20 protein-coding genes and 2 pseudogenes are annotated in these 24,228 nt (G+C 40.4%); 11 read left to right on the forward strand and 11 right to left on the reverse strand.

Annotation, left to right across the window (positions count from 1 at the left end; all coding sequences use genetic code 11):
* Positions 1 to 413 precede the first annotated feature (413 nt).
* Complete coding sequence (aqpZ, locus tag RMY00_RS16080) at positions 414 to 1,187, forward strand: aquaporin Z (RefSeq protein ID WP_322648494.1); 774 nt, start codon at positions 414 to 416, stop codon at positions 1,185 to 1,187.
* Positions 1,188 to 1,540: 353 nt separating this feature from the next.
* On the opposite strand, the gene RMY00_RS16085 is transcribed toward aqpZ, so the two are convergent.
* Positions 1,541 to 2,707, reverse strand: coding sequence for an FAD-dependent monooxygenase (locus RMY00_RS16085; RefSeq protein ID WP_322648495.1), 1,167 nt, complete (start codon positions 2,705 to 2,707; stop codon positions 1,541 to 1,543).
* A gap of 110 nt (positions 2,708 to 2,817) precedes the next feature.
* On the opposite strand from RMY00_RS16085, the gene RMY00_RS16090 reads away from it, so the two are divergent.
* Positions 2,818 to 5,256 (forward strand): ATP-dependent helicase, encoded by a 2,439-nt coding sequence (locus tag RMY00_RS16090; protein ID WP_322648496.1) that lies wholly within the window; start codon positions 2,818 to 2,820, stop codon positions 5,254 to 5,256.
* Between the two features lie 151 nt (positions 5,257 to 5,407).
* On the opposite strand, the gene RMY00_RS16095 is transcribed toward RMY00_RS16090, so the two are convergent.
* Positions 5,408 to 5,554, reverse strand: coding sequence for a hypothetical protein (locus tag RMY00_RS16095; protein WP_322648497.1), 147 nt, complete (start codon positions 5,552 to 5,554; stop codon positions 5,408 to 5,410).
* Here RMY00_RS16095 and RMY00_RS16100 point away from each other — a divergent pair.
* Entirely contained in the window at positions 5,554 to 5,718 is a 165-nt protein-coding gene (locus RMY00_RS16100) for a hypothetical protein (RefSeq protein ID WP_322648498.1), read from the forward strand. The genes RMY00_RS16095 and RMY00_RS16100 overlap by 1 nt on opposite strands.
* Positions 5,719 to 5,760: 42 nt before the next feature.
* Here the strand turns inward: RMY00_RS16100 and RMY00_RS16105 are convergent.
* The 5 genes and pseudogenes from RMY00_RS16105 to RMY00_RS16125 all read right to left on the reverse strand — a co-directional run bounded on the left by RMY00_RS16105 (position 5,761) and on the right by RMY00_RS16125 (position 9,592).
* Positions 5,761 to 6,643 (reverse strand): annotated as a pseudogene (locus tag RMY00_RS16105) (ABC transporter ATP-binding protein).
* Between the two features lie 584 nt (positions 6,644 to 7,227).
* Positions 7,228 to 7,803, reverse strand: a complete 576-nt coding sequence (locus tag RMY00_RS16110; RefSeq protein WP_322648500.1) for a GNAT family N-acetyltransferase — start codon at positions 7,801 to 7,803, stop codon at positions 7,228 to 7,230.
* 317 nt (positions 7,804 to 8,120) lie between these two features.
* A pseudogene (locus RMY00_RS16115) lies at positions 8,121 to 8,370 on the reverse strand (ChaB family protein).
* Positions 8,371 to 8,484: 114 nt separating this feature from the next.
* Complete coding sequence (locus RMY00_RS16120) at positions 8,485 to 9,153, reverse strand: DUF1345 domain-containing protein (RefSeq protein ID WP_322648501.1); 669 nt, start codon at positions 9,151 to 9,153, stop codon at positions 8,485 to 8,487.
* 79 nt (positions 9,154 to 9,232) lie between these two features.
* Positions 9,233 to 9,592 (reverse strand): DUF1499 domain-containing protein, encoded by a 360-nt coding sequence (locus RMY00_RS16125; protein ID WP_322648502.1) that lies wholly within the window; start codon positions 9,590 to 9,592, stop codon positions 9,233 to 9,235.
* A 162-nt stretch (positions 9,593 to 9,754) separates the two neighbouring features.
* On the opposite strand from RMY00_RS16125, the gene RMY00_RS16130 reads away from it, so the two are divergent.
* Positions 9,755 to 10,903: an alanine--glyoxylate aminotransferase family protein gene (locus RMY00_RS16130; RefSeq protein WP_322648503.1), complete on the forward strand. Its 1,149-nt coding sequence runs from the start codon at positions 9,755 to 9,757 to the stop codon at positions 10,901 to 10,903.
* 540 nt (positions 10,904 to 11,443) lie between these two features.
* Here RMY00_RS16130 and RMY00_RS16135 read toward each other — a convergent pair.
* Together RMY00_RS16135 and RMY00_RS16140 are read right to left on the reverse strand one after the other, a co-directional pair.
* A complete protein-coding gene (locus tag RMY00_RS16135) occupies positions 11,444 to 12,847 on the reverse strand; it encodes a hypothetical protein (protein ID WP_322648504.1) in 1,404 nt (467 codons plus the stop codon).
* Positions 12,848 to 13,700: 853 nt separating this feature from the next.
* Positions 13,701 to 14,729 (reverse strand): DMT family transporter, encoded by a 1,029-nt coding sequence (locus RMY00_RS16140; RefSeq protein ID WP_322648505.1) that lies wholly within the window; start codon positions 14,727 to 14,729, stop codon positions 13,701 to 13,703.
* A 253-nt stretch (positions 14,730 to 14,982) separates the two neighbouring features.
* Between RMY00_RS16140 and RMY00_RS16145 the strand changes: the two genes are divergently transcribed.
* The 6 genes from RMY00_RS16145 to RMY00_RS16170 all read left to right on the forward strand — a co-directional run bounded on the left by RMY00_RS16145 (position 14,983) and on the right by RMY00_RS16170 (position 20,091).
* On the forward strand, positions 14,983 to 15,363 hold the full coding sequence (locus tag RMY00_RS16145) for a hypothetical protein (protein WP_322648506.1): 381 nt from the start codon (positions 14,983 to 14,985) through the stop codon (positions 15,361 to 15,363).
* A 123-nt stretch (positions 15,364 to 15,486) separates the two neighbouring features.
* Positions 15,487 to 16,218: a DUF4079 domain-containing protein gene (locus tag RMY00_RS16150; RefSeq protein ID WP_322648507.1), complete on the forward strand. Its 732-nt coding sequence runs from the start codon at positions 15,487 to 15,489 to the stop codon at positions 16,216 to 16,218.
* A 42-nt stretch (positions 16,219 to 16,260) separates the two neighbouring features.
* On the forward strand, positions 16,261 to 17,679 hold the full coding sequence (locus tag RMY00_RS16155) for a sensor histidine kinase (protein ID WP_322648508.1): 1,419 nt from the start codon (positions 16,261 to 16,263) through the stop codon (positions 17,677 to 17,679).
* Positions 17,680 to 17,742: 63 nt separating this feature from the next.
* Positions 17,743 to 18,417, forward strand: a complete 675-nt coding sequence (locus RMY00_RS16160; protein WP_322648509.1) for a response regulator transcription factor — start codon at positions 17,743 to 17,745, stop codon at positions 18,415 to 18,417.
* Positions 18,418 to 18,721: 304 nt separating this feature from the next.
* Positions 18,722 to 19,495, forward strand: coding sequence for an MlaE family lipid ABC transporter permease subunit (locus RMY00_RS16165; RefSeq protein ID WP_322648510.1), 774 nt, complete (start codon positions 18,722 to 18,724; stop codon positions 19,493 to 19,495).
* A 71-nt stretch (positions 19,496 to 19,566) separates the two neighbouring features.
* Positions 19,567 to 20,091, forward strand: a complete 525-nt coding sequence (locus tag RMY00_RS16170) for a GNAT family N-acetyltransferase (protein WP_322648511.1) — start codon at positions 19,567 to 19,569, stop codon at positions 20,089 to 20,091.
* Positions 20,092 to 20,129: 38 nt separating this feature from the next.
* Here RMY00_RS16170 and RMY00_RS16175 read toward each other — a convergent pair whose 3' ends face one another.
* Positions 20,130 to 20,561 carry a hypothetical protein gene (locus RMY00_RS16175; RefSeq protein ID WP_322648512.1) on the reverse strand — a complete coding sequence of 144 codons (432 nt, stop codon included), beginning with the start codon at positions 20,559 to 20,561 and terminating at the stop codon, positions 20,130 to 20,132.
* Between the two features lie 264 nt (positions 20,562 to 20,825).
* On the reverse strand, positions 20,826 to 21,953 hold the full coding sequence (locus RMY00_RS16180) for an ABC transporter ATP-binding protein (protein ID WP_322648513.1): 1,128 nt from the start codon (positions 21,951 to 21,953) through the stop codon (positions 20,826 to 20,828).
* A gap of 199 nt (positions 21,954 to 22,152) precedes the next feature.
* Here RMY00_RS16180 and mrdA point away from each other — a divergent pair, with 199 nt between their 5' ends.
* Entirely contained in the window at positions 22,153 to 24,000 is a 1,848-nt protein-coding gene (gene mrdA, locus RMY00_RS16185) for a penicillin-binding protein 2 (RefSeq protein WP_322648514.1), read from the forward strand.
* Positions 24,001 to 24,228: the final 228 nt, after the last annotated feature.

A 24,228-nucleotide genomic window follows, 5' to 3' on the forward strand; every position in this document is an offset into this window, starting at 1 on the left:
TGACCAATGCTGCCAGTTGCTTTAACTCTTTAAGCAGAGCAAGGCACTGGCTCCTTAATACTTTGTCTAAACTCTTTATTTTTCTCTATAAAACTTAGAAAATTTAAATAAATTTTCAAATAATTTCAAATAAAAGTTACTGGAGCAAGAATTTCAACAAATGTATCATTCTGAGCAAAATGCTTAAGAAATTAAGTATTTTCTTGGTTATTTTATTTTTTACGATATCTTCTTTTATTACCACAATTATTTAGTAAAAAACAGAATTTATTAGTGAGGGATTCAGAACTTTCACTAATTGGAAATTTAATGGGAAGAAAACAAACCCAATAGATTTCTGTTGATATAAATAACGCAAGGATTGTCCAACATCGCTATCAGTCGTTTGTAGCTGAATAAGGAGTTTTCCAAAAATGTCTCTAACTAAACGTTGTTTGGCTGAATTTATTGGTACATTGTGGCTTGTCTTAGGTGGTTGTGGTAGTGCTGTTCTAGCCGCAGCCTACACAGCAGATGCGGCAAAAATTAGCGAAAATACTTCTTTTCCACTAGGTATTGGATTAGTCGGTGTATCTTTGGCATTCGGGCTTACCGTCCTTACAGGGGTTTATGCTTTTGGTCATATTTCTGGTGGCCATTTCAATCCAGCTGTTTCCTTTGGACTGTGGGCAGGTAAACGCTTTCCTGGGTCTGACTTACTACCTTACATCGTCTCTCAAGTAATCGGTGCAGTTGTTGGTGCGGGCATTATCTACCTGATTGCGAGTGGCAAAGCTGGATTTACCTTAACTGGCTCTAACCCATTGGCCACTAATGGCTACGGGACTCATTCTCCAGGTAGTTACACACTGTTTGCTTGCTTGATTACTGAAGTTGTGATGACTTTCATGTTTCTATTGATTATTTTGGGTGTAACTGATAGGCGTGCTCCTAAAGGATTTGCACCACTGGCAATTGGTTTTGGACTCACTTTAATTCACCTGATTAGTATTCCTGTAACCAATACCTCGGTTAATCCTGCCCGTAGTACTGGAGTTGCTCTTTTTGCAGGTGTAGAACTTTTTTCTCAAGTTTGGCTGTTCTGGATAGCTCCGATTTTGGGAGCTATTTTAGCAGGATGGTTGTATGTCGCCGTCTTTAGTGAATCAACTGTAAGCGAACGGCAAAACATCGAAGAGCTAGTCTAAAAGTCATTTTCAACTGTACTAGTTGGCGCAATATTTGTGGTTTTACAGCAGCTGATCAAAACCGGCAATAGTTGGTGCTTGTTCCAATAATCAATCTTGAAGTGAAGCTGCGTAAGCACAGCCTGCCATAGGCATCGCTTGAGATTTCATTTTTAGACTTTTTAACAATTCCTTGACTGAAGAAATCACGCTTGGTTAATTTTTTCAATCAAGGGATTGGCAAAATGTTTAATTGCTCGCTCAGAAATTGCTTATCAATGCCAGGGTATTCTTGTGGCTTTCGCACTGAACTTAGTCCGGCGCGATCGCTAGCTAATTACTCTTACTCACAACCAATAAGAACCAATATAAAATCAGTATTTATCGAGTTTCAAGCTAACTCTGTAAGCATGAATAGCTTTATAGTCATTGTCAAACTGTTGTGACAACAACTTCATTAATGTATTTCTTACTGCCACAACAACAGGATTCTCTAATTGAGCAACTTTTCCTATTAGTAAAGATTGTTCAACAATCTTTTTGGTGCGAACCAGCCGCAGCGATTCGTATTGGCGCAAAGCTGCTGCGGGGTCTGAATGTTCTAGTAAACATTGGGTAACGACCAGCGCATCTTCAATTGCCATACACGCCCCTTGTCCCATCGTTGGTAGAGTAGGGTGTGCGGCATCACCAAGTAACGTGATGTTTGAAAAGCTCCATTTGGGAATCGGTACACGGTCATAAAGATCAGTCTTCAGAATACTGGTTTCATCAGTTGCAGCAATGAGTTCAGGAATGGGGGTAGGCCAATCTTGAAAAATTTCCTGAAGTTCTTGCTTGCGACCAACAGGTGCGTCGGATTGTCCTTCTGCGACTTTGGATGCTACATACCAATACATTCGCCCTTTACCAATCGTCACAAATCCGAAAGCTTTGGCGGAACCCAAAAATTCACAGATGTATCCACGTTTATAAGTGTCAGGTATGTAATTCGTTAGCCCTCGGTACGATGTCATCCCACGATAAATCGGTTTTGCTTCACCAAATAGTTGCGATCGCACTTTTGATTTGAGTCCATCGGCTCCAATCAATACATCGCCTTCCTCTGCTAAACCGCCAGTAAAATAGGCACGAACTTTGTTTTCAACTGGCTCAAAACGCTCAAACGCCTGACCCAAAACAAAATGCTCACTCGACAGTTTCCGCCAGAGCAGTGAGAGCAAATCAGCACGATGGATGGCTACGGCTGGCACTTCAAAATGATTGATGCAGAGGTTCATTAATTCTTTGCCCATCTGGGAGAAGAACTGATAATTAGTAATTGCATCGCTCTGGCGTAACACATCGTCCAATACGCCTAATTCCTTTAGGACATGGGTAGCATTCGCCCAAAGCGCTACTCCTGCCCCAACTTCGCGTAATGTTGCCGTGCGCTCGTAAACAATGGGTTCAAATCCAGCCCGGTAAAGAGCAAGCGCAGTTGCAGTGCCACCGATGCCACCGCCAACCAAAATAATTTTCTTTGCTGTTAGTATCTTCATATAGCTATTAGCTAATTGGTTTGCAATTAAATATTTGTCACCACAGATAAACAGTAATAATTTTTCATATCTGCGGTTTTGGAATTAAATTTAAAATATAAAATTTTATAATGTCAGACACTAATTTTACTGCTGCTTTGCCTCCAGAATCACTCCACCCAGAATTGTCTGAGCGATCGCCCGTGTCATTCCTACGGGCAGAAGCTATAGCACGCATCCGCAACGGTCTACGTCCTGGACAACAGCAAATGGCTGACTGGCAATCTGGCCCTTTAGCTATTTCTGCCGTTCCTGGTGCAGGCAAATCTACTGGGATGGCGGCGGCGGCAGCGATCGCGATCGCCCGTCAATATGAACGTTCATCCTCTCGTCGTCAATTAGTAGTTGTCACCTTTACTCGCTCTGCTGCTGCCAATATTAAAGCGAAGATTCGCCAATTCTTACGAGATGATTTATCTCTCCCTCAGACTGGATTTTTTGTTTACACCCTACACGGTCTAGCGTTAAACATTGCCAGTCGCCATTCTGATTTATCGGGTTTGCAGTTAGAAAATGTCACATTAATTACACCGACTCAAAGTCACCGTTTTATCAGAACAGCTGTAGAGCAATGGATTGCAAATAATCCCGGAATATATTTGCGGTTATTGGAAGGTCATCAATTTGACGGAGAAGAAACAGAAAGATTGCGTCGCCAATCGGTGCTGCGAACAGAAGTATTGCCAGAATTGGCTAATACGGTAATTCATGAAGCAAAAAGTTCTGGGATATCTCCAGAAAAGTTACGGGAGTGGAGTAAACAAACCACAGACGAATATGCAATTTTGAGCATAGCGGCGGGATTGTATGAGCAATATCAAAACTTAATGCGATCGCGTGATTTCATTGACTACGACGATATGATTTTAGCCGCACTGCGCGTTTTAGAAAACGATAGCGCCCGTAGGATTGAGCAAAACCAAATATTTGCCGTCTTTGAAGACGAAGCCCAAGATTCTAGCCCATTACAGACGCAGTTGTTAGAAATTTTGGCAAGTGATGGGGGAAATGAGGCAGGGGGCAGGGAGAGAATAATAACTCCTCAATCATCAGTCATCAGTCATCAGTCAGCACTCAACTTAGTCCGTGTTGGCGACCCCAACCAAGCGATTAACTCTACTTTTACCCCAGCCGATCCGATTTATTTTCGGCAATTTTGCGAAGAGTGCGATCGCATTCAACGATTGGCAACGATGGATCAAGCTGGTCGCAGTACTAGAATTATCATTGAAGCTGCTAACTTTGCCCTTAAATGGATTAATAATCAGTCCTTAGCAACAACGAATAACGGACAAAAGATTCCTGACAACCGACAAGTACCATTTCGCTTGCAAACAATTCGCCCTGTTGAAACAAACGATCCACAAAAGAACGCCAACCCAGCACCAGTAGGACGAGGACTAGAACTTTATACCCCGCGTGATATTCATCACACCGTTGAATTGTTATCTCAAAGAGTGATTGAGTTATTTGGCGAAGACCCAACACAAAATAGTGCAGCGATTTTAGTGCGAGAAAATCGCCAAGGACGATGGTTAGCAGAAGCTCTAGCATCTGTGTGCAAAGAGCATAATATTACACTTTACGATGTGGGAGAACGCGATCGCCGTTCCCATGTTCCCCAAGAGATTTTAGCATTACTGCAATTTTGCGATCGCCCCCACTCCCCCGATTACCTCAAAGCCGCACTAGAAGCATTAGTGCAGCGTCAATTAATACCTACTCAAGACCTCAACGCCCTTGCTAGCCTCCCAGAAGAATTTTTGTATCCTGGCCCTCTAGCAGCACCACAGCCAGAAACAGTCCAAAAAGCTGCTCGTTTGTGTCGCAGTTTACTTCGCGCCCGCTTGGAATTGCCACTGTACCAGCTAATTTCCTTTCTCGCCTTGACCTTAAATTACGACCAGGCAGAATTGGCAACTGCTGACAAACTTGCTGAACGGGTAAACCAGCAGATAGCAGGCAATAGTTCGATGGGGGGAATGCTGTCAGCTTTAAGTGAAATCGTTAGTTCCGAACGGTTTGAACCAGTAGAAACCGAAGATTCGGAAGAACGTTACACCCGTCGCGGTCAACTGACCATTATTACTATGCACAAAGCCAAAGGGCTAGATTGGGACTATGTGTTTCTTCCCTTCCTGCACGAAAACTTGATTCCTGGTAGATTTTGGGTTCCTCCCCAAAGCCAGTTCTTAGGGGATTTTACCTTATCAGAAGTAGCCCGCGCCCAAATTCGTGCTGCTCTCCACGGAGAATCTACTATACCAGATGTTACACAAGCATGGGAACAAGCAAAGCACTTGAAAATATCTGAGGAGTACCGTTTACTATATGTTGCGATGACACGAGCCAAGCGTCTGGTGTGGATGTCAGCAGCCCAGAAAGCCCCCTTTACTTGGAGTAAGCCGGACAATTTACAAGAACAAGCGCCTTGTCCAGTTTTTCCAGCATTAAAGCGTCAATTTCCTGAATGTGTGATGAATTTAGGAGTAATGGCCAAACAAGCGTGAGCAAAACTCTTAAGAAATTAATTGGAATGTACAGTTAGTGGCGATCCATACTGCGTAGTTTGACTAAAAAATAAAAATGTGTAGGTTGGGTTGAGGAACAAAACCCAACATTTCCAGGGCTTTGTTGGGTTTCACTAAAGTTCAACCCAACCTATAAATCTTCAAAACCTACGCAGTATTGAGTAGCGATCGCATTGTGAATATTTGTATGAAATAAGCTACCTATAGTGGAAGTTGCCGTTTGAAAATTGGTGTTATAAATTGGTGCTGAGATTTTAATTAGAAATTGATTTACCAATGAAAACCCAACAATTGACAACGACACAAGAAAATAGACCCAGCAAGACAAAAAAACAGTCTTTTCCTGGCATTAGTATTGGTACTCCTAAAGTACCATTCCGCCAATGCAAGAAAACTGTACAACAGCATGAGTTACTTAGTGACTGGGAACACGCGAGTTAATTTAGTTACATACTTTCTATTTAAATATTGAAGGTTGATGTACTACATCTTTACATCTGGCAATCCTTCCTCAAAGGTAATGGTTTCAATCCAAGGCACATTTTTCAAGCGATCGCTAACCTTGAATCCTTCACCACGCACACTCAAGTAAAACTGGGTGCGATCGCCTGCTAGCAGTTCCTGAATTGCCCCCTGAGTGACCAATCTGCCGTTTTTAAGAATTACCACTGTATCGCTGACTCGTTGCACATCATCAAGAATATGCGTCGAATAAAAAATTGTACACCGTCCCCGAAAGCTTTCGAGAATTTGTAACATATCACGTCGCCCCAATGGATCAAGGGCTGATGCTGGTTCATCAAGAATAATCAATTTCGGATCGCTAATTACAGCTTGAGCAATACCAAGACGTTGACGTTCACCTCCAGATAATCCCCTAACAGGGCGATCGGCTTTGCCATCCAAGCCTACAAGGTAAATTATTTCCTTAATTCGGTTTTCGATCGCAGCTTTGCTACCTTTGAAAAAAAACGAAGCGACGAAACGCAATGTTTCACGCGCACTCAAGTATCCATAGAAAGATGGATCTTGAGCAAGGAACCCAATTATGCTCCCGAATAGCAACACTGTCCTTAACAATGTTTTGACCCAAAATAGTGCCGTCCCCGCTTGAAGGCTTGACCAGTTCAAGCAGCAGCTTAATTGTAGTACTTTTGCCCGCCCCATTAGGGCCGAGAAAGCCGCAGATAGAGCCAGATGGTACGGCTAAATTTAATCTATCAACAACAGACTTTTGACCATAGGTCTTCGTTATGTTTTTTGTTGAAATAATCAGATCGTTTTGTGTCACAAAGTCTATAGGTGTGATTACAGAGCTATTTCGTTCTAGAAATAAACCGCCCAGAACTAAAGTTCCGCAGCGCATAGCCCAAGTCCATGCTTAATGGACTAAAAGCCTTTCTTAGTCGTCTTTAGACATTTGCTATTAGCCTCAGAATTTATTCTGAGGCAGGCTAAATGAGAATGAAATAACCCTGAGTGTAAGTAGAAATAGAACAGAGGTGAACATTATCAAAAATATTCTAAAATGTCTAACACAATATAAAGTACTACTGCCACTTGTGTTCTGAACGAAAAGACTTGTGTTCTGAACGAAACTACTTGTGTTCTGAACGAAAGCACTTGTGTTCTGAACGAAAGCACTCGTGTTCTGAACGAAACTACTTGTGTTCTGAACGAAACTACTTGTGTTCTGAACGAAACTACTTGTGTTCTGAACAAAAGCACTTGTGTTCTGAACGAAACTACTTGTGTTCTGAACAAAAGCACTTGTGTATAGACCGTAGCCTCTTCGGGAGGGGAGCATTTGCTTTACTCAAAGGCGGGTGGGGTTCCTTATTTTTGATTTATGCAAGAGACTCCATGAGTTGCACTCACAAGGAGCAATGAAAATTTATGTCCCTAATCCCTACTCCCCACTCCCTATTTTCAAGGTATGTCTGTTGTAAATTAGAAGTGCAATGGATTCTTTCTATCTATTGCCATGAGCCAACAATCTGAGTATTTCCCTTCATGTAGCTCATGGGCAGGTAATAGCTTTACTTTGACAAAACCAGATTTTTCATAGCAACGGATAGCGCGAGGATTGTTAACATGAGGATCTATGACAATTTTATGAGCTTGTCGCTGTTCAAAAAGATAACTGATAAATGCTGACAAGATTTTTGTACCAATTCCCTTGTTCCAATAGTCGGTTTCCCCTATAAACAAGTCAATTCCGTAGACATAATCAGTTTGATCGAGATGATACAATTGTCTATCGGTTTGGGATAAGTCGTTGAGCGCACAATACTGCAAATAACCAATGGGAATATTTCGATAGTAGAACAGACACGGAACAACCGGGTCATCTCCTCTAATCATCGGTTTGTACGTTTCTATAGTTCTTTCTAAATCAAAAGGATTATCTCTTCCTTCATAAAATTCTAAAACTTGTACATCAGTTAACCATTTTGCCATCAACTCATAATCATATATTTTATCTTCCATTAGACGAATAGCAATTTCGTCTTGTTCAATTAACATTTTCTGCATATAGGAATCGTATTTGATTTTTGAAATTATCTCCGTGGGCGGGGAGTGGGGAGTAGGGAGTAGGGAATAGGGAATTAGGCTTTTTAATTTGTACCAAGCTTTTTCAGAAATCAAACATTAGTCCTATAGATAAATTTTTCTAGCCAATAATATTTAAATAATTATACTTTGTTTAAAATATCTATTATTTTGCTGCAAAAATTATAAAAAAGCAAAAGGGAATCCCATGCCCGCTTCGTAAACATGGAATTCCCTTTAAATTTTGCCTTACCTCTAACAAAAGCTCCCTATGCCAAGCTTAAATTCACTTAATTGCCACCAGAGACAACAGATTTATTATGTATAGCAGTGTCTTCAGCCTTTCTCTGCCATTTACCATCGCTGCCTGGTTCGTATTCATTCTTTACACTATTCCAAGCAATTTCACGCGCACTCTCTTCATTTGAACCATTACTTTGAGTAGCACTCACTATATGCAGTTAGGAAAATCTGCTGTGCGTGTTCGGGTAACTGTTCTCTAATTTCACCGGGCAATTCATTTATTGTTTGATCATCCATAAACTTTCTCCGATTATATCAAGTTAAGTTCATGTTAAAAAACTTGCAAGTGAATTTCCTGTTTCTGAAAGTAGAGGAGTAAATAATCATACTTTTGGCTGAGTTAAGCGATTTTTAAATCAGCGATGCAATAATATTGATGCTCATCGCTAAAATTGTGGTATTGAAAAAGAAAGATAATATGCCATGTAGCAGAGTCAAGCGTCTCATATCGCGTGATGTCGTCTGTACATCTGAAACTTGGCTAGTCATGCCAACTACAAATGAATAATATAAAAACTCCCAATAGTCTGGATAGTCGTTATTAGGAAAATCTAAACCTTTAGTGATTTCTTCTCTATTATTACGACTAATAAATTTGTAATAACTATGTGCATATTGCACTGCAAACATCGTATGCACTAGTAACCAGGAACCGACAATAGTCATAATTGAAAGTATGACATGTAGGGTCAGCAGAGTTGTTGACAATCCTTTTTTCTCAGTTAATAAAAACCCGATCGCTAAAACACTAGCACAAGCCGCAGCTATCACCAGCATGAATATAGCTAAATGTCCTTCATATTCATTCTCAGCATAACGGCGAATTTTTTCTGGGGTAGCTTTGATCATCTTCCACCAGGTTACAGCTAAGAAAAAGTCAGCACCAAAGTTCCAAGCGCAGAGAATGCGAGTAGGTAAGTGCAGCCAAGACGGAAGAATTATTGAAACTAATCCAGCGAGTCCGATAGCAATGATCAGTCTGGGACGGGGGTCAAAGTTTTTAAATAAATAAAGTTTCACAAATATTGCGATCGCAGATGTTATCCAGTTATATATTACGAATTACGAATTATTTCAACTTGGCTCTAATCGTTTCTATTTATTGGCGATTAACACCCAAATTGCTCTGACCTAAGCGTGAAGCGGAACGCACTTGAATCACATTAGCATTACGCTCTAGATAGAATTCTACATCATCGACAAATCCCAGTAAAGCGCTTTTAAATTCTGCATATAAATAATCTTGGTTTTCGGTAATGATTTTAGTTCTTGGTAAGGACTTAATAATTTGTTTAAGATTACTAATCGCTTCTTCTGGACTAGATGTAAAAGTCAGTGGTGCAATTTTGTGGGTTGCATCTGTACTCTGACTAGAAACACAGTTAGGAGAATTAGGGCAAGGTGCTAATTTACCGTTGCTAATACCTAAATTATTTGGTCGTTTGCCAGCAAAAACCATAATTATGTCTCCGGGTAAGTGAATAAGTATACTCTCGCACATTTGGCTGAATCACTGTAATACCTTGGCTAATTGCATCTTCTGACAAATGACAGATTCACTAAAACATAGGTGATGCGTTCGCTCTATGATCCGTAAGTATCATCTAAGCGAAAACAGATTATGACGCAAACAATTTCAATTAACGACTCTCGGCGCTTGCAACTCACACCGTTAGAAATTCCATCCCGTTTGCTGTTGGGGCCTGGGCCCTCCAATGCCCATCCCGCAGTTCTCCAAGCAATGAATACTTCACCAGTTGGGCATCTTGACCCGGCTTTTCTCGCACTCATGGATGAAATTCAGTCGTTGCTACGCTACGTATGGCAAACAGAAAACCCACTCACCATTGCAGTCAGTGGTACGGGAACAGCCGCAATGGAAGCAACCATCGCCAATGCTGTAGAACCTGGTGATGTGGTTTTGATTGGTGTAGCTGGTTATTTTGGTAATCGCCTCGTAGATATGGCTGGACGTTATGGCGCGGATGTGCGAACCATTACCAAACCTTGGGGACAAGTTTTCAACCTCGATGAACTCCAAACTGCCTTAAAAACTCATCGTCCAACTATTTTAGCTCTAGTTCATGCCGAAACCTCCACCGGCGCACGTCAACCACTGGAAGGTGTCGCTGATTTGTGTCGTGAATTTGGCACTTTGTTGTTAGTTGATTCAGTCACAAGCTTGGGTGGTGTCCCCTTGTTTTTGGATAATTGGGGAGTTGACTTAGCTTATAGTTGTAGTCAAAAAGGATTGGGTTGCCCGCCTGGTGCTTCGCCTTTTACAATGAGTCCGCGTGCCGTTGAGAAATTGCAACAGCGCCAAACAAAGGTTGCAAACTGGTATTTGGATATGTTGTTACTGGGTAAGTATTGGGGCGCTGAACGCACCTATCACCATACAGCACCGATTAATTTATATTATGCATTGCGGGAAGCATTACGTTTGCTTGCAGAAGAGGGATTAGCAAACTCCTGGCAGCGTCATCAGAAAAACGTAGAATATCTCTGGGAAGGATTGGAGAGTTTAGGATTGAGTATGCATGTTGAGCAGCAGTATAGATTACCAACGCTTACTACTGTCTGCATTCCAACAGGGGTAGATGGGAAAGCGATCGCACGGCAGTTACTCAATGAGCATAATATTGAAATTGGCGGTGGTCTTGGCGAACTAGCTGGTAAAGTTTGGCGCGTCGGATTGATGGGCTTTAATAGTCGAAAGGAAAGTGTTGACCAACTTTTAGCAGCACTACGGCAAGTTTTACCTAAGTAGTTTGCCGGTTAGGGTGGTGCGTTAACAGTAGCTTAACGCACCTAATATAAAAGGCGTAGCCCACCGTAGGCATCGCGTTAAGATTCCTCTGAGAATTAAAGCAAACTCACTGCGATAAAAAACCGACAAGCAGTAGAGGCAAGAGTATTAGTAGGGACACAATTAATACGAGGGTTGCTGGCTCAATTTTAATTTGGTTCTTCTGTGGATCGCGCATTTGGCACTCCCTCGAACAATAAGTATATTAACTTAGCCTAAAGGATGTTTATTCCTTTTCCAAGCCTAATCAGGTTTAAAAATGTAAATTTTTTAAGTAAGCTAAATTTACATTTTTTGATTTTAATAACTGTTAATCTCTTGGTTCATCCTTCTATCTGCTTATTTCTTCCAAGGTAGTTTAGTTCCCATTTCAGTCAATGCAGAAAAGATGAGATAGAGAACGAGTAACCCAGCCGCCGCCAAAAAAGTTAGTAAATCGTTATCCATAAGTGCTATTTGCTAAAACTTCGCTAATCTAATATTTAGCATTTTTCTACAACCCTACAATCTTTGGTCTTTTGGGTGCAAACTATACCAGCCATACCAATGACGAACTGCTAGCCAAACGGCACAAAGCAAACCCGCAAGGCTGAGGGTTAGTCCACTAAACGGTATTAATAAGCCAAAGATGGGTAATACTGCTCCGGCAATAGTGCAGATAATAGCAGCAAGGGAAGCCCTGCGATTTGCCCCCAATCCCCATGTCAGAAACAGTAAGATAATGGAAATTAAAGTCCACGCTAACTGAGCATTTATGATGCGAGCTAGATAGGTCAACATCAATAGACAAGCAAAGAAAATACTAGCAGCGATCGCAATATTTTTAAAACTCATTGGCAGTGATAAATATAACAACAATATCCACCACAAAAATATTGCTGGTGCTAGCAATAAAAGACGTGGAATTACGCCAGTGTGACGAATAGGTTCGGTGTTGGTAAACACTCCAAATGGATTTTTGACTGAAACATTATCATCAAACTTCCAAGTAAATTGCGTACTGCGTCCGTCAGCTTTAATTTCATTAGGTACAATACCACTGGCAAAATCAGCCGGAGCAAAGTTAGCAATTGCTGTGAGGCGGAAGTTAGAAAGCAACTGTCCCGTTGCACTATAAACCCAACGCGGCCCTCCTTGAGCCTGATAGGTGACTCGAAAGGTAGTTTCTTCCCCTGGTTCTAAGCGGAAGGGAAAACTATAATTACCTGCGTTGGTTGGTTGTAGCCTAGTACTATCACGCTCAACTTTATAGCTAGCAAGCAGTGTATAACCGTTAGGTGGTGGTGCTTCAAAGAAAAAATTATTAATATCCTTGAGTTGGTTAACTACTTTATAATCGGCAGTATAATTTGCCTGATAAACCGAGCTACGACCTGGAACATCTACGCTTTGGTCGAGCTTGACTTGAATTTGCGAACCACTCAGCATCAAGAAGCGAGTAATCTCTCGTGTCTGGTTGACCTTAACAATCTTGCCATTGATTTGAGTGTTATAAGAGTATGGCTCTTGAATAGAGTAGCGCACTTGCGGCGCAAATTGTTCGAGCCTTTCACCTGCAACAGTTTGAGCGACTTGAGCCGCTTTTGCTTGTTCCCAGTAGTGGTAGCGATTGCTTAAAGTCGAACAGAGAAAAAATCCCGGTACTAACAGAACTAATACTAGAGTTAAATGCTGTAATCCTCGCAGCAGTTGAGAATAACCAACAGCCCATTCGCCGATGAATATAAGTTGTTCCGGCTGGCTTCGACGGAGAGAAAAACTGATCAGTGCGATCGCAACTCCTAAAGCTACGACCAAAAATACTAATAAAAGTGAAGCTTTGAGCGCCTGGGTTCCAAATTGGACAAGCTCAATTGGATGCGTCAAATCAGGTAATCCGGGAATACCTTGTGCAGAAGATGACATTGGTTGATTTTTGCAGAATTTGGAGAACCAGACCGATAAAATCTCTTAAAAGTTTCAAGAAAAAAGTTTTATTTGATACGCAAACAGTTTAAACAAATGCTGCACTGGCTCTAACCTGACTTACAAAAAACTTTCTCAAATCCTTATTGCTCTGTGTCGCGCCAGTCGCTACAACGGGGGGAACCCCCGCAACGCGCTGGCTTCTCTGTGCCTCTGTGGTAGGCTGCAACAAGCCGCTGACGCTCCTTCTCTGCGAGACGCTACGCGAACGTTGCTAATGCGTCTACGTTTTTCCGGTATCCATCTGTAATTACTATTGCAGGACTTACGCAAAAATTGCCGAAAAGCTTAATTTATCGAACCGCCAAGACGCCAAGAACGCCTTCTCTGCGAGAGGCTTCCGCCAACGCGCAGCGTCTCGTAGAGAAGAATTCGTAGAGTGTGCGTAAGTTTTATATTGGTATAAATTTCAAAAGCCCAGTCTTCATGACCAGGCTTTTAAAACAATGGGGCTATATTCCCCGAAGGTTAATTATAAAGTTTCAGTATAAAATTGATGCTCTAATAAGTGATACTACTTTCCTGTTCTCGATTCCGGAAAATTCGCTAAAAATTTTTGAGTAGCCTTTTTGTCCCAAAATCCAGTAAGCCACTGGCAACTTCAGCGTGTAGGATTTAAAAATATTGATTTTCCGGCTTTTGCTGATGAATAATGAATTTGGTAGCTGGCAAGAATGGCTGACAGTATTCACCTATCTAGGTTTTACGGTCTTTATTATCTGGCGCGTGTTTTCTACCCAGAAGAATTAAAAAAGCTACATATAATTTCACAGACGCGATTAATCGCGTCTTTTCAAATCCCTTTAAATCCCATACCTTGCTCTATTTGAGTTGCAACTTTACGAGAAATCTGAAAGCGAACAGCAACTTGACTAAGGAATATCCCCACTAAAATCAAGCTACCACCGATATATTGAGCGAAAGTAGGAACTTCACCCAATACCAAATAAGCTGTCAAAATTCCCACAATTGGAGTAAAAGAGCCAGCTAAGGAAGCCGTTGACACGGTAGAAGCTCTCAAGCCCTTGAGCCAAAATGACTGGCCTAAAACCACAATCACAGCAGCATAAACAAGCATCCACTGCCACAAAAAAGGTGAAAATGCATCCATAAAGTGGTGGCTACCATAGAGAACTAAAGCAGCAAAGAAAAATATTACAGTTCCTAGAGCAGTACGAAAGATACTAAAGATTCCCACTGGGATATCAGAAAGCCATTCTTTAACAATAATCGTTGAAACTACTGAAGCAACAGCTGCGATCGCTGCCAATAATTCCCCAATACCTAATTTGAAAGCACCCATGTTGATCATAGTCGTCTGTGAGGGTTGCAGGAGAATAGTTAGGGTAACACCAACAAATGCAGCGATCGCTCCTACAACTTCCCAACGATTTACCCGTTCCCTCAGTAACCAGACTGATAAAGCCATACCCAGAGGTGGTTCCAAGCGTCCAATCAAAATAATATTGTTAACCCCTGTTAATGCTAATGCCTGAAAAATTAAGCCAGGGACAAGCGCTCCTGATAAAATAGCTACTGCTATCAGCGCCAACCAATCTGTCTTTGACAATTGCTGCAAAGCCTTTTTGTTCCACTGTCGCCTATAAATAGGTAACATAACTATCAAGGCACATAGATTTCCTACGAATAAAACATTACATAGAGAAATCGGATTTCGACCATCTATCAAATGTTGAGCGCCAATTTGTGTCAGCTTGCGGGTAACTGCACTCGAAGCTCCAAAAATTAAAATTGCTAGCCAGAGATAGGTTTGACCGGGAATTTTATAAATCAAAGAATACCATTTTCTCGGTCTGCTCATAATAATACTGCTGTAAAAAATACTTTTTTTTACTATACTCCGCTACCTTGGGTAAATTAAGTTGAGATAAATCTGAGAAAACACTTAAAGCAGGCTGAGATTGAAAATTTCACAGTTTCCTGAGAATATGCTGAGTCTCAACTAAATTTTTCTAAGGGATAAATTCAGACAATTACTAGACTGGTTTCATTTGAGCTTTAGTAGCAGATGGGATGCTTTATTCATCGGGAAACTTCAACACAAGGAAAAACAAATGAAAATTGCTTCTTCTCTGCTTACAGGTGTTGCTCTTGTTGGTATGTTAACAGTCTGGGATGTTCCACTTAAAATTGTCAGTCCTTCACTGGTGCAAGCATCAGCCGCAGAAAAGAAAGATGTTACAGGTTTAACTACTCAACAAAAGATTGATTTAGTCATCAAGCATAAGGGTCAGTTTGGTGGTGGTGATGAACTACGTCGTTTCTTTTTTGGCGATCTTGAACCACTAGGTATTCAACCCGGTGGCGCAGGTATGGTGGTTAATCTTTACAATAAAGCCAATAATGTGACCTTTTCTTACTGTTCTACCTTTGATGTAGTAGTTGCGGTCAAAAAAGGTAAAGTAACAAAATTTGAGGCTGATGAGGTCAAGTAATTATTAGTTGTAATTAAGTAGACATAAATAATTGAAGAAGAATTCAGGAGCGTCTTTGGCTTTGCTCCTGAATCCTGAATTCTGTTTGATAACTAATTTGTAACTTTTGATCAAAGGTCAGATATGGAATTTAGAGATGCTATCTTGTTGTTACATCCAGCGATCGCTGTACTCGTAGTATTTCCTTTAATTGGGATCATTATCAACCGCGCTTTGCAAGTCCGTCAACGCCGATTGCAAACTTTAGCCATAGGTAAGAGTAAAATTCCTCCCACTGTAGGACAAGAGCATACGCAGTTGGGTCGCTGGCTAACTGGAGCAGTTGTAGGTATTGTTTTAATAGCGTTTGCCTACGATATTTTTGGTAATATTTTAGATAAGCAACTTTGGATTAAAGCACCATTTCAGGTAATATTTATCGGGTTATTGTTTGTGGCTGCGATCGCTTCTCTATATTTACTTTATCAGGCAAAGCAAAAAAACTGGCGTGCCATATTTGCAACCCTCACAGGAATAGGATTAGTAGTGCTTGGATGTCAAGATGGTATCTACCGCAAAACTGACCAATGGTACACTTCTCACTATTATTATGGGCTAACCTCTGCTCTACTAATGATTATTTCACTCTCCATTTTGCCAGAAATTTATAAAGATAAGACCAATCGCTGGCGTAAGGTTCACATTACTATTAGTTCCCTTGCTCTATTACTATTTATCGGACAGGGGATAACAGGAACGCGAGCATTGTTAGAAGTTCCTCTCACTTGGCAAGAACGCTATATAAATATGCTTTATGAGCAAAAATGTGATACAAAACCTTGTATAGTCCAGCCACAATCTTTACCTAAAAACTAATAATGAACAACAATATTATCAATACTCTAGACAAAAATAAAAGTGAAGCAACCCACAAATATTTGGATAAATCTTGATCCTTTTTCATTGCAATTACGCCTTACCATTGGTATTGCTACATTTTCAACTTTAATATTAGGTAGTTTTGCTGCATGGACTAGTTGGAAAATGCAGCAAATTTTGATTGATAGTCGTAAGCATAATATAGAAGAAATCACTGAGCGTTTGCCGCGTGATGTGCAACTTTACAGTGAAATGATGCAACCTGAAACTGGATTGCAAAAAGCTATTAATAACTTAGCGAATACCAACTTATTTTTATGGTTAAAAAATCCTGATAATAAAATTTTGATAAAATCTGCTACTTTGGATTTATTATCTAAATCTACGGTTACTGAGTTAATGTCCCTTAGTAATATGCAGATTAAACCACAAATTTACAAAGTTAATCAAAGGTACTTTGTTATTAGTAGTAGTCTTTTGCAAGTGCAGGGTAAGTATCTGGGTAAGCTATTTGTAGTACATGACATTACTCGTGAGCAGACAATGTTTATGGCAATGCTACAAAGTTTGAATATTAGCTGTATTTTGGCAATTATTGTAATAATAACTATAAGTGCATTTTATATTAAGCGTTCTCTACAACCACTGCGCCAGCTAAGTCAGATGACTTCTGTCATTTCTATAGAAGATTTAGGAAAAGCACAATTATATGTTGACAATGCACCTACTGAAGTCAAAGAATTAGCTCAAACTTTAAGCATGTTGTTATCGCGCCTCTCGCAATCTTGGGAGCAAGAACGAGAATTTGTGAGTAATGTTTCTCACGAATTACGTACACCATTGACGATTGTACATGGTTACTTACAAAGCGTCTTGCGGCGGCAGAATAACTTAACCGAAATTCAACAAGAAGCTTTAGAAACTGCTGCCTCAGAAGCCGAACGAACTATTCGCTTGCTACAAGATTTACTTGATTTAGCAAGAGCAGATAGTGGTTATTTGAATTTTCAGATGAAATCTTATGTGTTGAATGACTTAGTTGAAGAGGTCGTAGTGATGGCGCAAAAATATAGCGATCGCTTAATTACAATCGAGTCAACAACTTATCCTATTGGCGTGAGAGTAGATTACAGCCGTTTTAAACAAATATTGCTCAATTTAATTAATAATGCTATTAGTTATTCTGAAGCTAATACACCTATAAATTTAAAATTAAATCAGGTTCATAACAAAGCAATTATTCAAGTTTGTGACCAAGGTTATGGTATTCCTTTACAACACCAAACACGTATTTTTGAGCGATTTTACCGCGTAGATGAATCCCGTTCTCATGCTACTGGCGGTTGTGGTTTGGGTTTATCCATTGTTAAGACTCTTGTAGAGGGTATGGGTGGTAATGTATCTGTGCAATCAAAATTAGGAGAAGGGAGTGTGTTTACCATCACTCTACTTACATAGCTAGTCAAAGTCAGGTTAAAGTAGCACTTTCATTGTCACCCTATCCGCTTTAATATTACAAATATGGCAGCAAATATCCTCTTAGTTGAAGATGAAGTTAAACTGGCGCGATTTGTTGAATTAGAACTAAGTAGTGAAGGTTACAATATAAACGTGGCACATGATGGCATCGCTGGTTTAACATTAGCACGGGAGTTATCGCCAGATTTAGTTATTCTTGATTGGATGCTTCCAGGACTGTCAGGCTTGGAAATCTGTCGTCGGTTGCGGGCAACTGGTATTTCCGTACCAGTAATTTTACTGACAGCAAAAGATGAAGTTAATGATCGCGTCGCAGGTTTGGATGCAGGAGCTGATGATTATGTAGTCAAACCATTTAGTATAGAAGAACTTCTAGCTAGAATCCGCGCTCATCTACGGCGTACTCAAGAAACAGATCAGGATATTTTTCAGTTTGAAGACTTGAGTTTAAATCACCGGACTCGCCAAGTTTTCCGGGGTAAACGGGCAATTGAGTTAACGGCTAAAGAGTTTGACTTGTTAGAATATATACTCTCGCATCCCCGTCAGGTATTTACTAAAGACCAAATTTTACAAAAAGTTTGGGGTTACGATTTTATGGGTAATTCCAATATTATTGAAGTATACATCCGCTACTTGCGCCTAAAACTAGAAGAAAATAATGAAAAACGCTTGATTCATACCGTGCGTGGAGTAGGGTACGTACTGCGAGAATAGTCAGCCCCGCGATCGGGGAAGTCAAGAGTCAAAAATCAAAAGTCAAAAGTTAAAACATTTTATTTTTATTCATATCCTTGGGTTAATATCATTTCCTCTCAAAGGAACGATATTAACCCAAGGATTTATTTGATAAAATCAATTTTCACACCAAAATACCAATTCTTAATACTGTACGTAATTGAGAAAGTTAGATTACATCTGGCTAGGTTTCCACCATTTGTATCTGTAGTCTTATTAGTCTTATTTTGGAGAATTGATATAAGATATGTGCAACAATTAGTCAGTCTTAAGGACGATAAAATTGCGAATAAAAACAAATTTCGAGCAATCTTGGATTGTACGCTGTTTTCTAGCAGTACTGCTTTTTGGTCAAGTGTGGCTACATTTCCTCCAAGGAAAAACATACTATCGCAAGATTATGCAACATCTAGTGACTGCTGGGCCAAGTTCTATCTCTCCAGTTCTCTTGGTTAGCGGTTTTGCAGGAATGATTTTTACTCTTCAGATGGCAAGAGAATTAATCCGATTTGGGGCTATCAATGCTGTGGGGGGTGCTTTTGCCTTAGCTTTTTGTAAAGAATTAGCTCCAATTTTGACTGCTAGTATTATGGCGGCACAAGTAGGTTCTGCTTTTGCAGCAGAAATCGGTGCAATGCAAGTCACAGAGCAAATTGATGCACTTTATATGCTCAAAACTGATCCAATTGATTATCTAGTAGTTCCTAGAGTAATTGCTTGTAGTTTAATGGTACCTTTAATAACGATTTTGGCTTTAGTTACAGGTATCTTTGGGGGAGCTTTAGCCGCATCATATTTTTATAAAATTATTCCCGAAACATTTTTAGAATCAGTTAGAGATTTTTTAGAACCGTCAGATTTGTTTATTATTTTGCTAAAAGGGTTTATTTTTGGTGTGCTAATTGCGATTATTGGCTGTAGTTGGGGATTAACTACTAAGGGGGGAGCAAAAGAAGTAGGAGAATCGGCAACAAAAGCAGTGGTTACTAGTTGGATATCAATTTTTGTGATGGATTTTTTCCTTTCTGTACTGCTGTTTGAACAGCCTGCATTTTGAAGTATTAAATCAGTGAATAGTCAACATTTATCAGTTATCACAGTCACAAGACGGGGATTTAATCGTAATTTATGGAGAATTTAGAAAAAGTAAATTTAGAATCTAAAAGACTGATTTTGCAACTGATTTCGTTGGAACATACAGAAGATGTATTTCGAGAATTTACAAGCGAAATTACTATCTTTATGTATCCGAAACCAGTCCAGAGTTTTAGTGAAACCGAAAATATAATCAAAGATATGATTCTACAACGAGAAAATCACACTGATTTAGTGTTGGTAATTCTCAAGAAGGAGCATTTAGAGTTTTTAGGAATTTGCGAGGTTGGGGCTATTGATACTCATACACCGGAGTTAGGAATTTGGCTTAAGAAATCCGCTCATGGTCATGGTTTTGGTAGAGAGGCAATTCATGCATTAAAAGGCTGGGTGGATAAAAATTTGGAATACAATTATCTTTCCTACCCTGTTGATAAAAGAAATATCCCCAGTCGGAAAATTGCCGAAAGTCTTGGGGGTAAAATATTTCGAGAGTTTCAACAAATTAACGAGAGTGGTTATCTTCTTGATGAGGTTGAATACAGAATTTATAAATAAACGTAAAAAAGCCGATGACTTAAGGAAATTACCAAAATTCACGAATATATTAACTTGTAGATTAGCGCACCCAAGGCCAAACCGATCAATGAAAAGGCAGATGTAGTCCAAAAGGCTAGCCCTTCCCTAAGACCTGCTGTTTGAAAGTCTATCTTAACTAAGATAGTTGCCGAAACGATTAGTAAAGTATCAAGAAATACTCGAAACCAGGCAATCATAATAAAAAACAAGAAAGCTGCTAAAACAGCAACGGCGAAAGACCTCGTATTTGATTTAATCAAAATACTGAAGTAATATGTCATTTTCGTCCAAGGAATGGTCAACGTTACTATTAAAAGCAAGATAGCAATGACAGTTGCCACCCACACAGACTGGGGAGCGCGTGTTTCAGATATTACCCAGCCCAGAGTACTGTAACTAAGCAGTACTAATGCCAGGGATACCCAAGGAACTCTTTGCGAAATTGACATGGGTTAATACTCCTAGTACAAGGTAAACAAGAGGAAAAGGGGCAGGGAGCGGGGAGCAGGGGGAAAATCTTCATACATAAATGTATTGACTCTGAAAGTTTGGACGTATTATTTTTGGTGTTACATATCTCTAAACAAATATCTTTACTTTTGGGTATAAATAAATTTAGGGCTACTAAAATTGTGGCAGGTGAATTACAGTATCTTTCCCTCTGCTCTCCTGATTCTTGGGTCAAGGTCTTATTCCATTATTGAATTTTATAACTATTGACTAATAGCTAAACAATCATTTTCTGCCCACCAAGCGTAGATGGGTGTGTTGCGGTCTGGTAAAACGCCAAAAGTATTCGGTTGCAACACATTTATACTAATGCCATTTGTTAATTCCACAACATAATTAACATGTGTGCCTAAATACATAATATTGACAAGCCGTCCTTCAAAACAGTTAGTTGGCAAGTTGGGTGGATAAAGCGAAAGTTGTATTTTTTCTGGACGCACGCAAACTACCACTGCTTGTGATAATTCAGACGGTGTATCTTCTGCGCGACTAATGATAATTGAGAGTCCCGTTTTTGTGGAAATTTTAATATTAGAAGAGTCTACCGCGACAATTTCACCACTAAATAAATTAGTATCGCCAATAAAATCAGCAACAAAGGATGTACAAGGACGTTCGTAAATTTGGCTAGGAGTGCCAACTTGTTCAATTTTGCCTTGGTTCATCACAGCAATGCGATCGCTCAAAGATAATGCTTCTTCTTGGTCGTGTGTCACCATCACAAAGGTCACTCCCAAATCTTTGTGTAAATTTGATAACTCCACCTGCATTTCTTTACGTAGTTTTAAATCTAACGCCCCTAAAGGTTCATCTAGTAATACCACGGTGGGACGGTTGACTAAAGCTCTTGCTAAAGCGACTCGCTGCTGTTGACCACCAGAAAGTTGATTGGGAAAGCGCGATCGCAAACTTTCCATTTTCACGAGTTTTAAAGCTTCTTCGACTCTAGCTTCAATTTTCGATTTGGTTATTTTTTTTAACCGTAGTCCGAAGGCGATGTTATTCCAGACATTCAGGTGGTTAAATAGAGCGTAACTTTGAAATACAGTATTGACGGGTCGGCGGTAAGGCGGCACATTAGTCATAGACTGACCCTGAATCAACACCTTACCAGCGTCAGCGATTTCAAACCCAGCGATTAAACGCAGTGTTGTTGTTTTACCACAACCGGAGGGGCCTAAAATACTAAAAAATTCTCCTTGTCTGATATCCAAATCGATTCCATTTACTGCTGGTTCTTGGTTAAAAAACTTGAACACATTACGCAGTTCAACATCAAGTGGCTGAAAATTTGTTATCCCCCTTTGATTCTGCATGACAATTTGAGCCATAATCCTCAGTAGAATGCCGTGATATTACGTGATGTCAGTAGTCTATTGGGCAGACTAGATTTGACACTTTGGTTCATTGTATCCGCCAAAAACAATTGTTCAAGAATATACTTGTCCAATTCTTTTATACCCAGTACTGGGCATGAGTTTAGGGTAATTGTATACAGATAATACCTCTATTGGAATCATTATTTGTCTTATGTCTTTATTTCCATCAATTGGCAGCAAAAAAGATACACGTACAGTTGGACGTGGTTTCCAATCAATATTTTTAATCGTATTTACCGGATTAATACTCGCTGGTATTGAGGCTCGTTTGGCATATTTGCAAATTGTTGAGGGGCCAAAACTCCGGGAACGAGCCGAAGCAAACCGCGTTCGGATGATTCTTAAACAACCCGAACGGGGAAATATTTTTGACCGCAATGGTAAACTTTTAGCCACTACTCGCTATCCTAGTTCTGTATATTTGTGGCCGATGGCACATACTAAGCCTTCCTGGTCTGTAGTGGGCCCGCGTCTAGCGCAAATTCTCAACATTCCCCAAGATGAAATGGAAAAGAAATTAGAACAAGCTGGTGCTAATTCTTCTTCACTCATCCGGGTTGCTCGTGATCTAAATGAAGCAGAAATCACGGCATTAAAGGAGTATAAAAATGATCTCCCGGAAGTAGAAATCAATACAGATTCCGTGCGTTATTATCCCCACGGTAAAGAATTGGCTCATGTACTAGGTTATACGCGAGAGTTGACCCCCGACCAGTTAAAAGACAAGAAGCAGCAAGGCTACCGACTCGGAGATGTAATTGGTCAAATGGGGGTGGAAAAGGCTTATGAGAAAATGCTACGTGGTGAATGGGGCGGTCAGCAGGTGGAAGTGGATGGTGCAGGTAGACCAATCCGGGTTTTGGGGGAAAAACAGGCAAAAGCTGGTAACGATTTGCACCTGACCATAGATTTAGATGTGCAAAAGGCAGCAGAAAAAGCTTTGGGAAATCACCGAGGTGCGATCGCAGCACTCGATCCAAATAACGGTGCTGTTTTAGCACTGGTATCTTACCCCACCTTTGACCCGAATATCTTCTCCAAACAAAAACTCTCCCAGAAAGATTGGGAAACCTTGCAAGGTAAAGATCATCCTCTGGTTAATCGTGCCTTGAGTGCCTTTCCTCCCGCCAGTACTTTCAAAATTGTCACCACCACAGCCGGGTTGGAATCAGGTGAATTTTCTCCTGATACAATATTACAGACCTTTGGTTCTCTGACCGTTGGTGGGGTAACTTTTGGTGAGTGGAACCATGCTGGATTTGGGCCATTAGGATTTCCCAGAGCGATCGCTATGAGTAGTGATACTTTCTTCTATCAAGTTGGTAGAAAAGTCGGTGGCCCAACTTTAATTGAATGGAGTCGCAAATATGGGTTTGGTCAAAGAACTGGCATTGAATTTCAGGGCGAAGAATCAAAAGGTTTGGTTCCAGATGACACATGGAAGCAGAAAGTTTTGAAAACACCTTGGACTGTAGGCGACACTATTAATATGTCAATTGGTCAAGGTGCTTTGCAAGTGACACCCCTGCAATCGGCGATTATGTTTTCTGTCCCTGCTAATGGTGGGTATCGAGTTCAGCCGCATTTGCTCAAAGACAACGAAGAAGCAAAAAGTTGGCGAGAATCCTTAAATATGAAGCCGACAACTATCAAAGTTCTCCGCGATGGACTGCGGCGGGTAGTGAGTGAGGGTACTGGTAAGCGCTTGGATGTGCCGACAATTGCCCCAGCGTCTGGAAAGAGTGGCACTGCTGAAGCTGGTGTTGGTCGCCCAAATCATACTTGGTTTGGTGCTTATGCTCCTAGTAATAAGCCGGAAATTGTGGTTGTGGCCTTTGGTGAAAATACTGGCGAACATGGCGGTACTATTTGCGGGCCGATGGTTTTACAAGTGCTAGAAGCTTATTTTCAGCATAAGTATCCAGGTAAGTATCAAAAACCTCAGCTTGATCCATCAGAAGCTAAAACTCAGAGTTCAGGACATGGAACTGGAGACTAGTGCCGCAGAGCGAAAGTCAAAAGTCAAATAGGTATATATTATACTTCTTGCTCATACACCCTTTTTCTTTAGCGATCGCTTGTAAGCTTGTAAAGACAGATGTACCCACATTGCTATTTAATCAGGAGCTAGTATTACCCCGCAAAATTAATGAGATAGACCACTAAATGCCTTTAAGGTTCTGTAAACAAGTGGCAATTGATAAAAAGCAATGTCTAATTATATTTG

It is taken from the genome of Nostoc sp. ChiVER01 (genome assembly GCF_034531155.1).
Lineage (GTDB): Bacteria > Cyanobacteriota > Cyanobacteriia > Cyanobacteriales > Nostocaceae > Nostoc.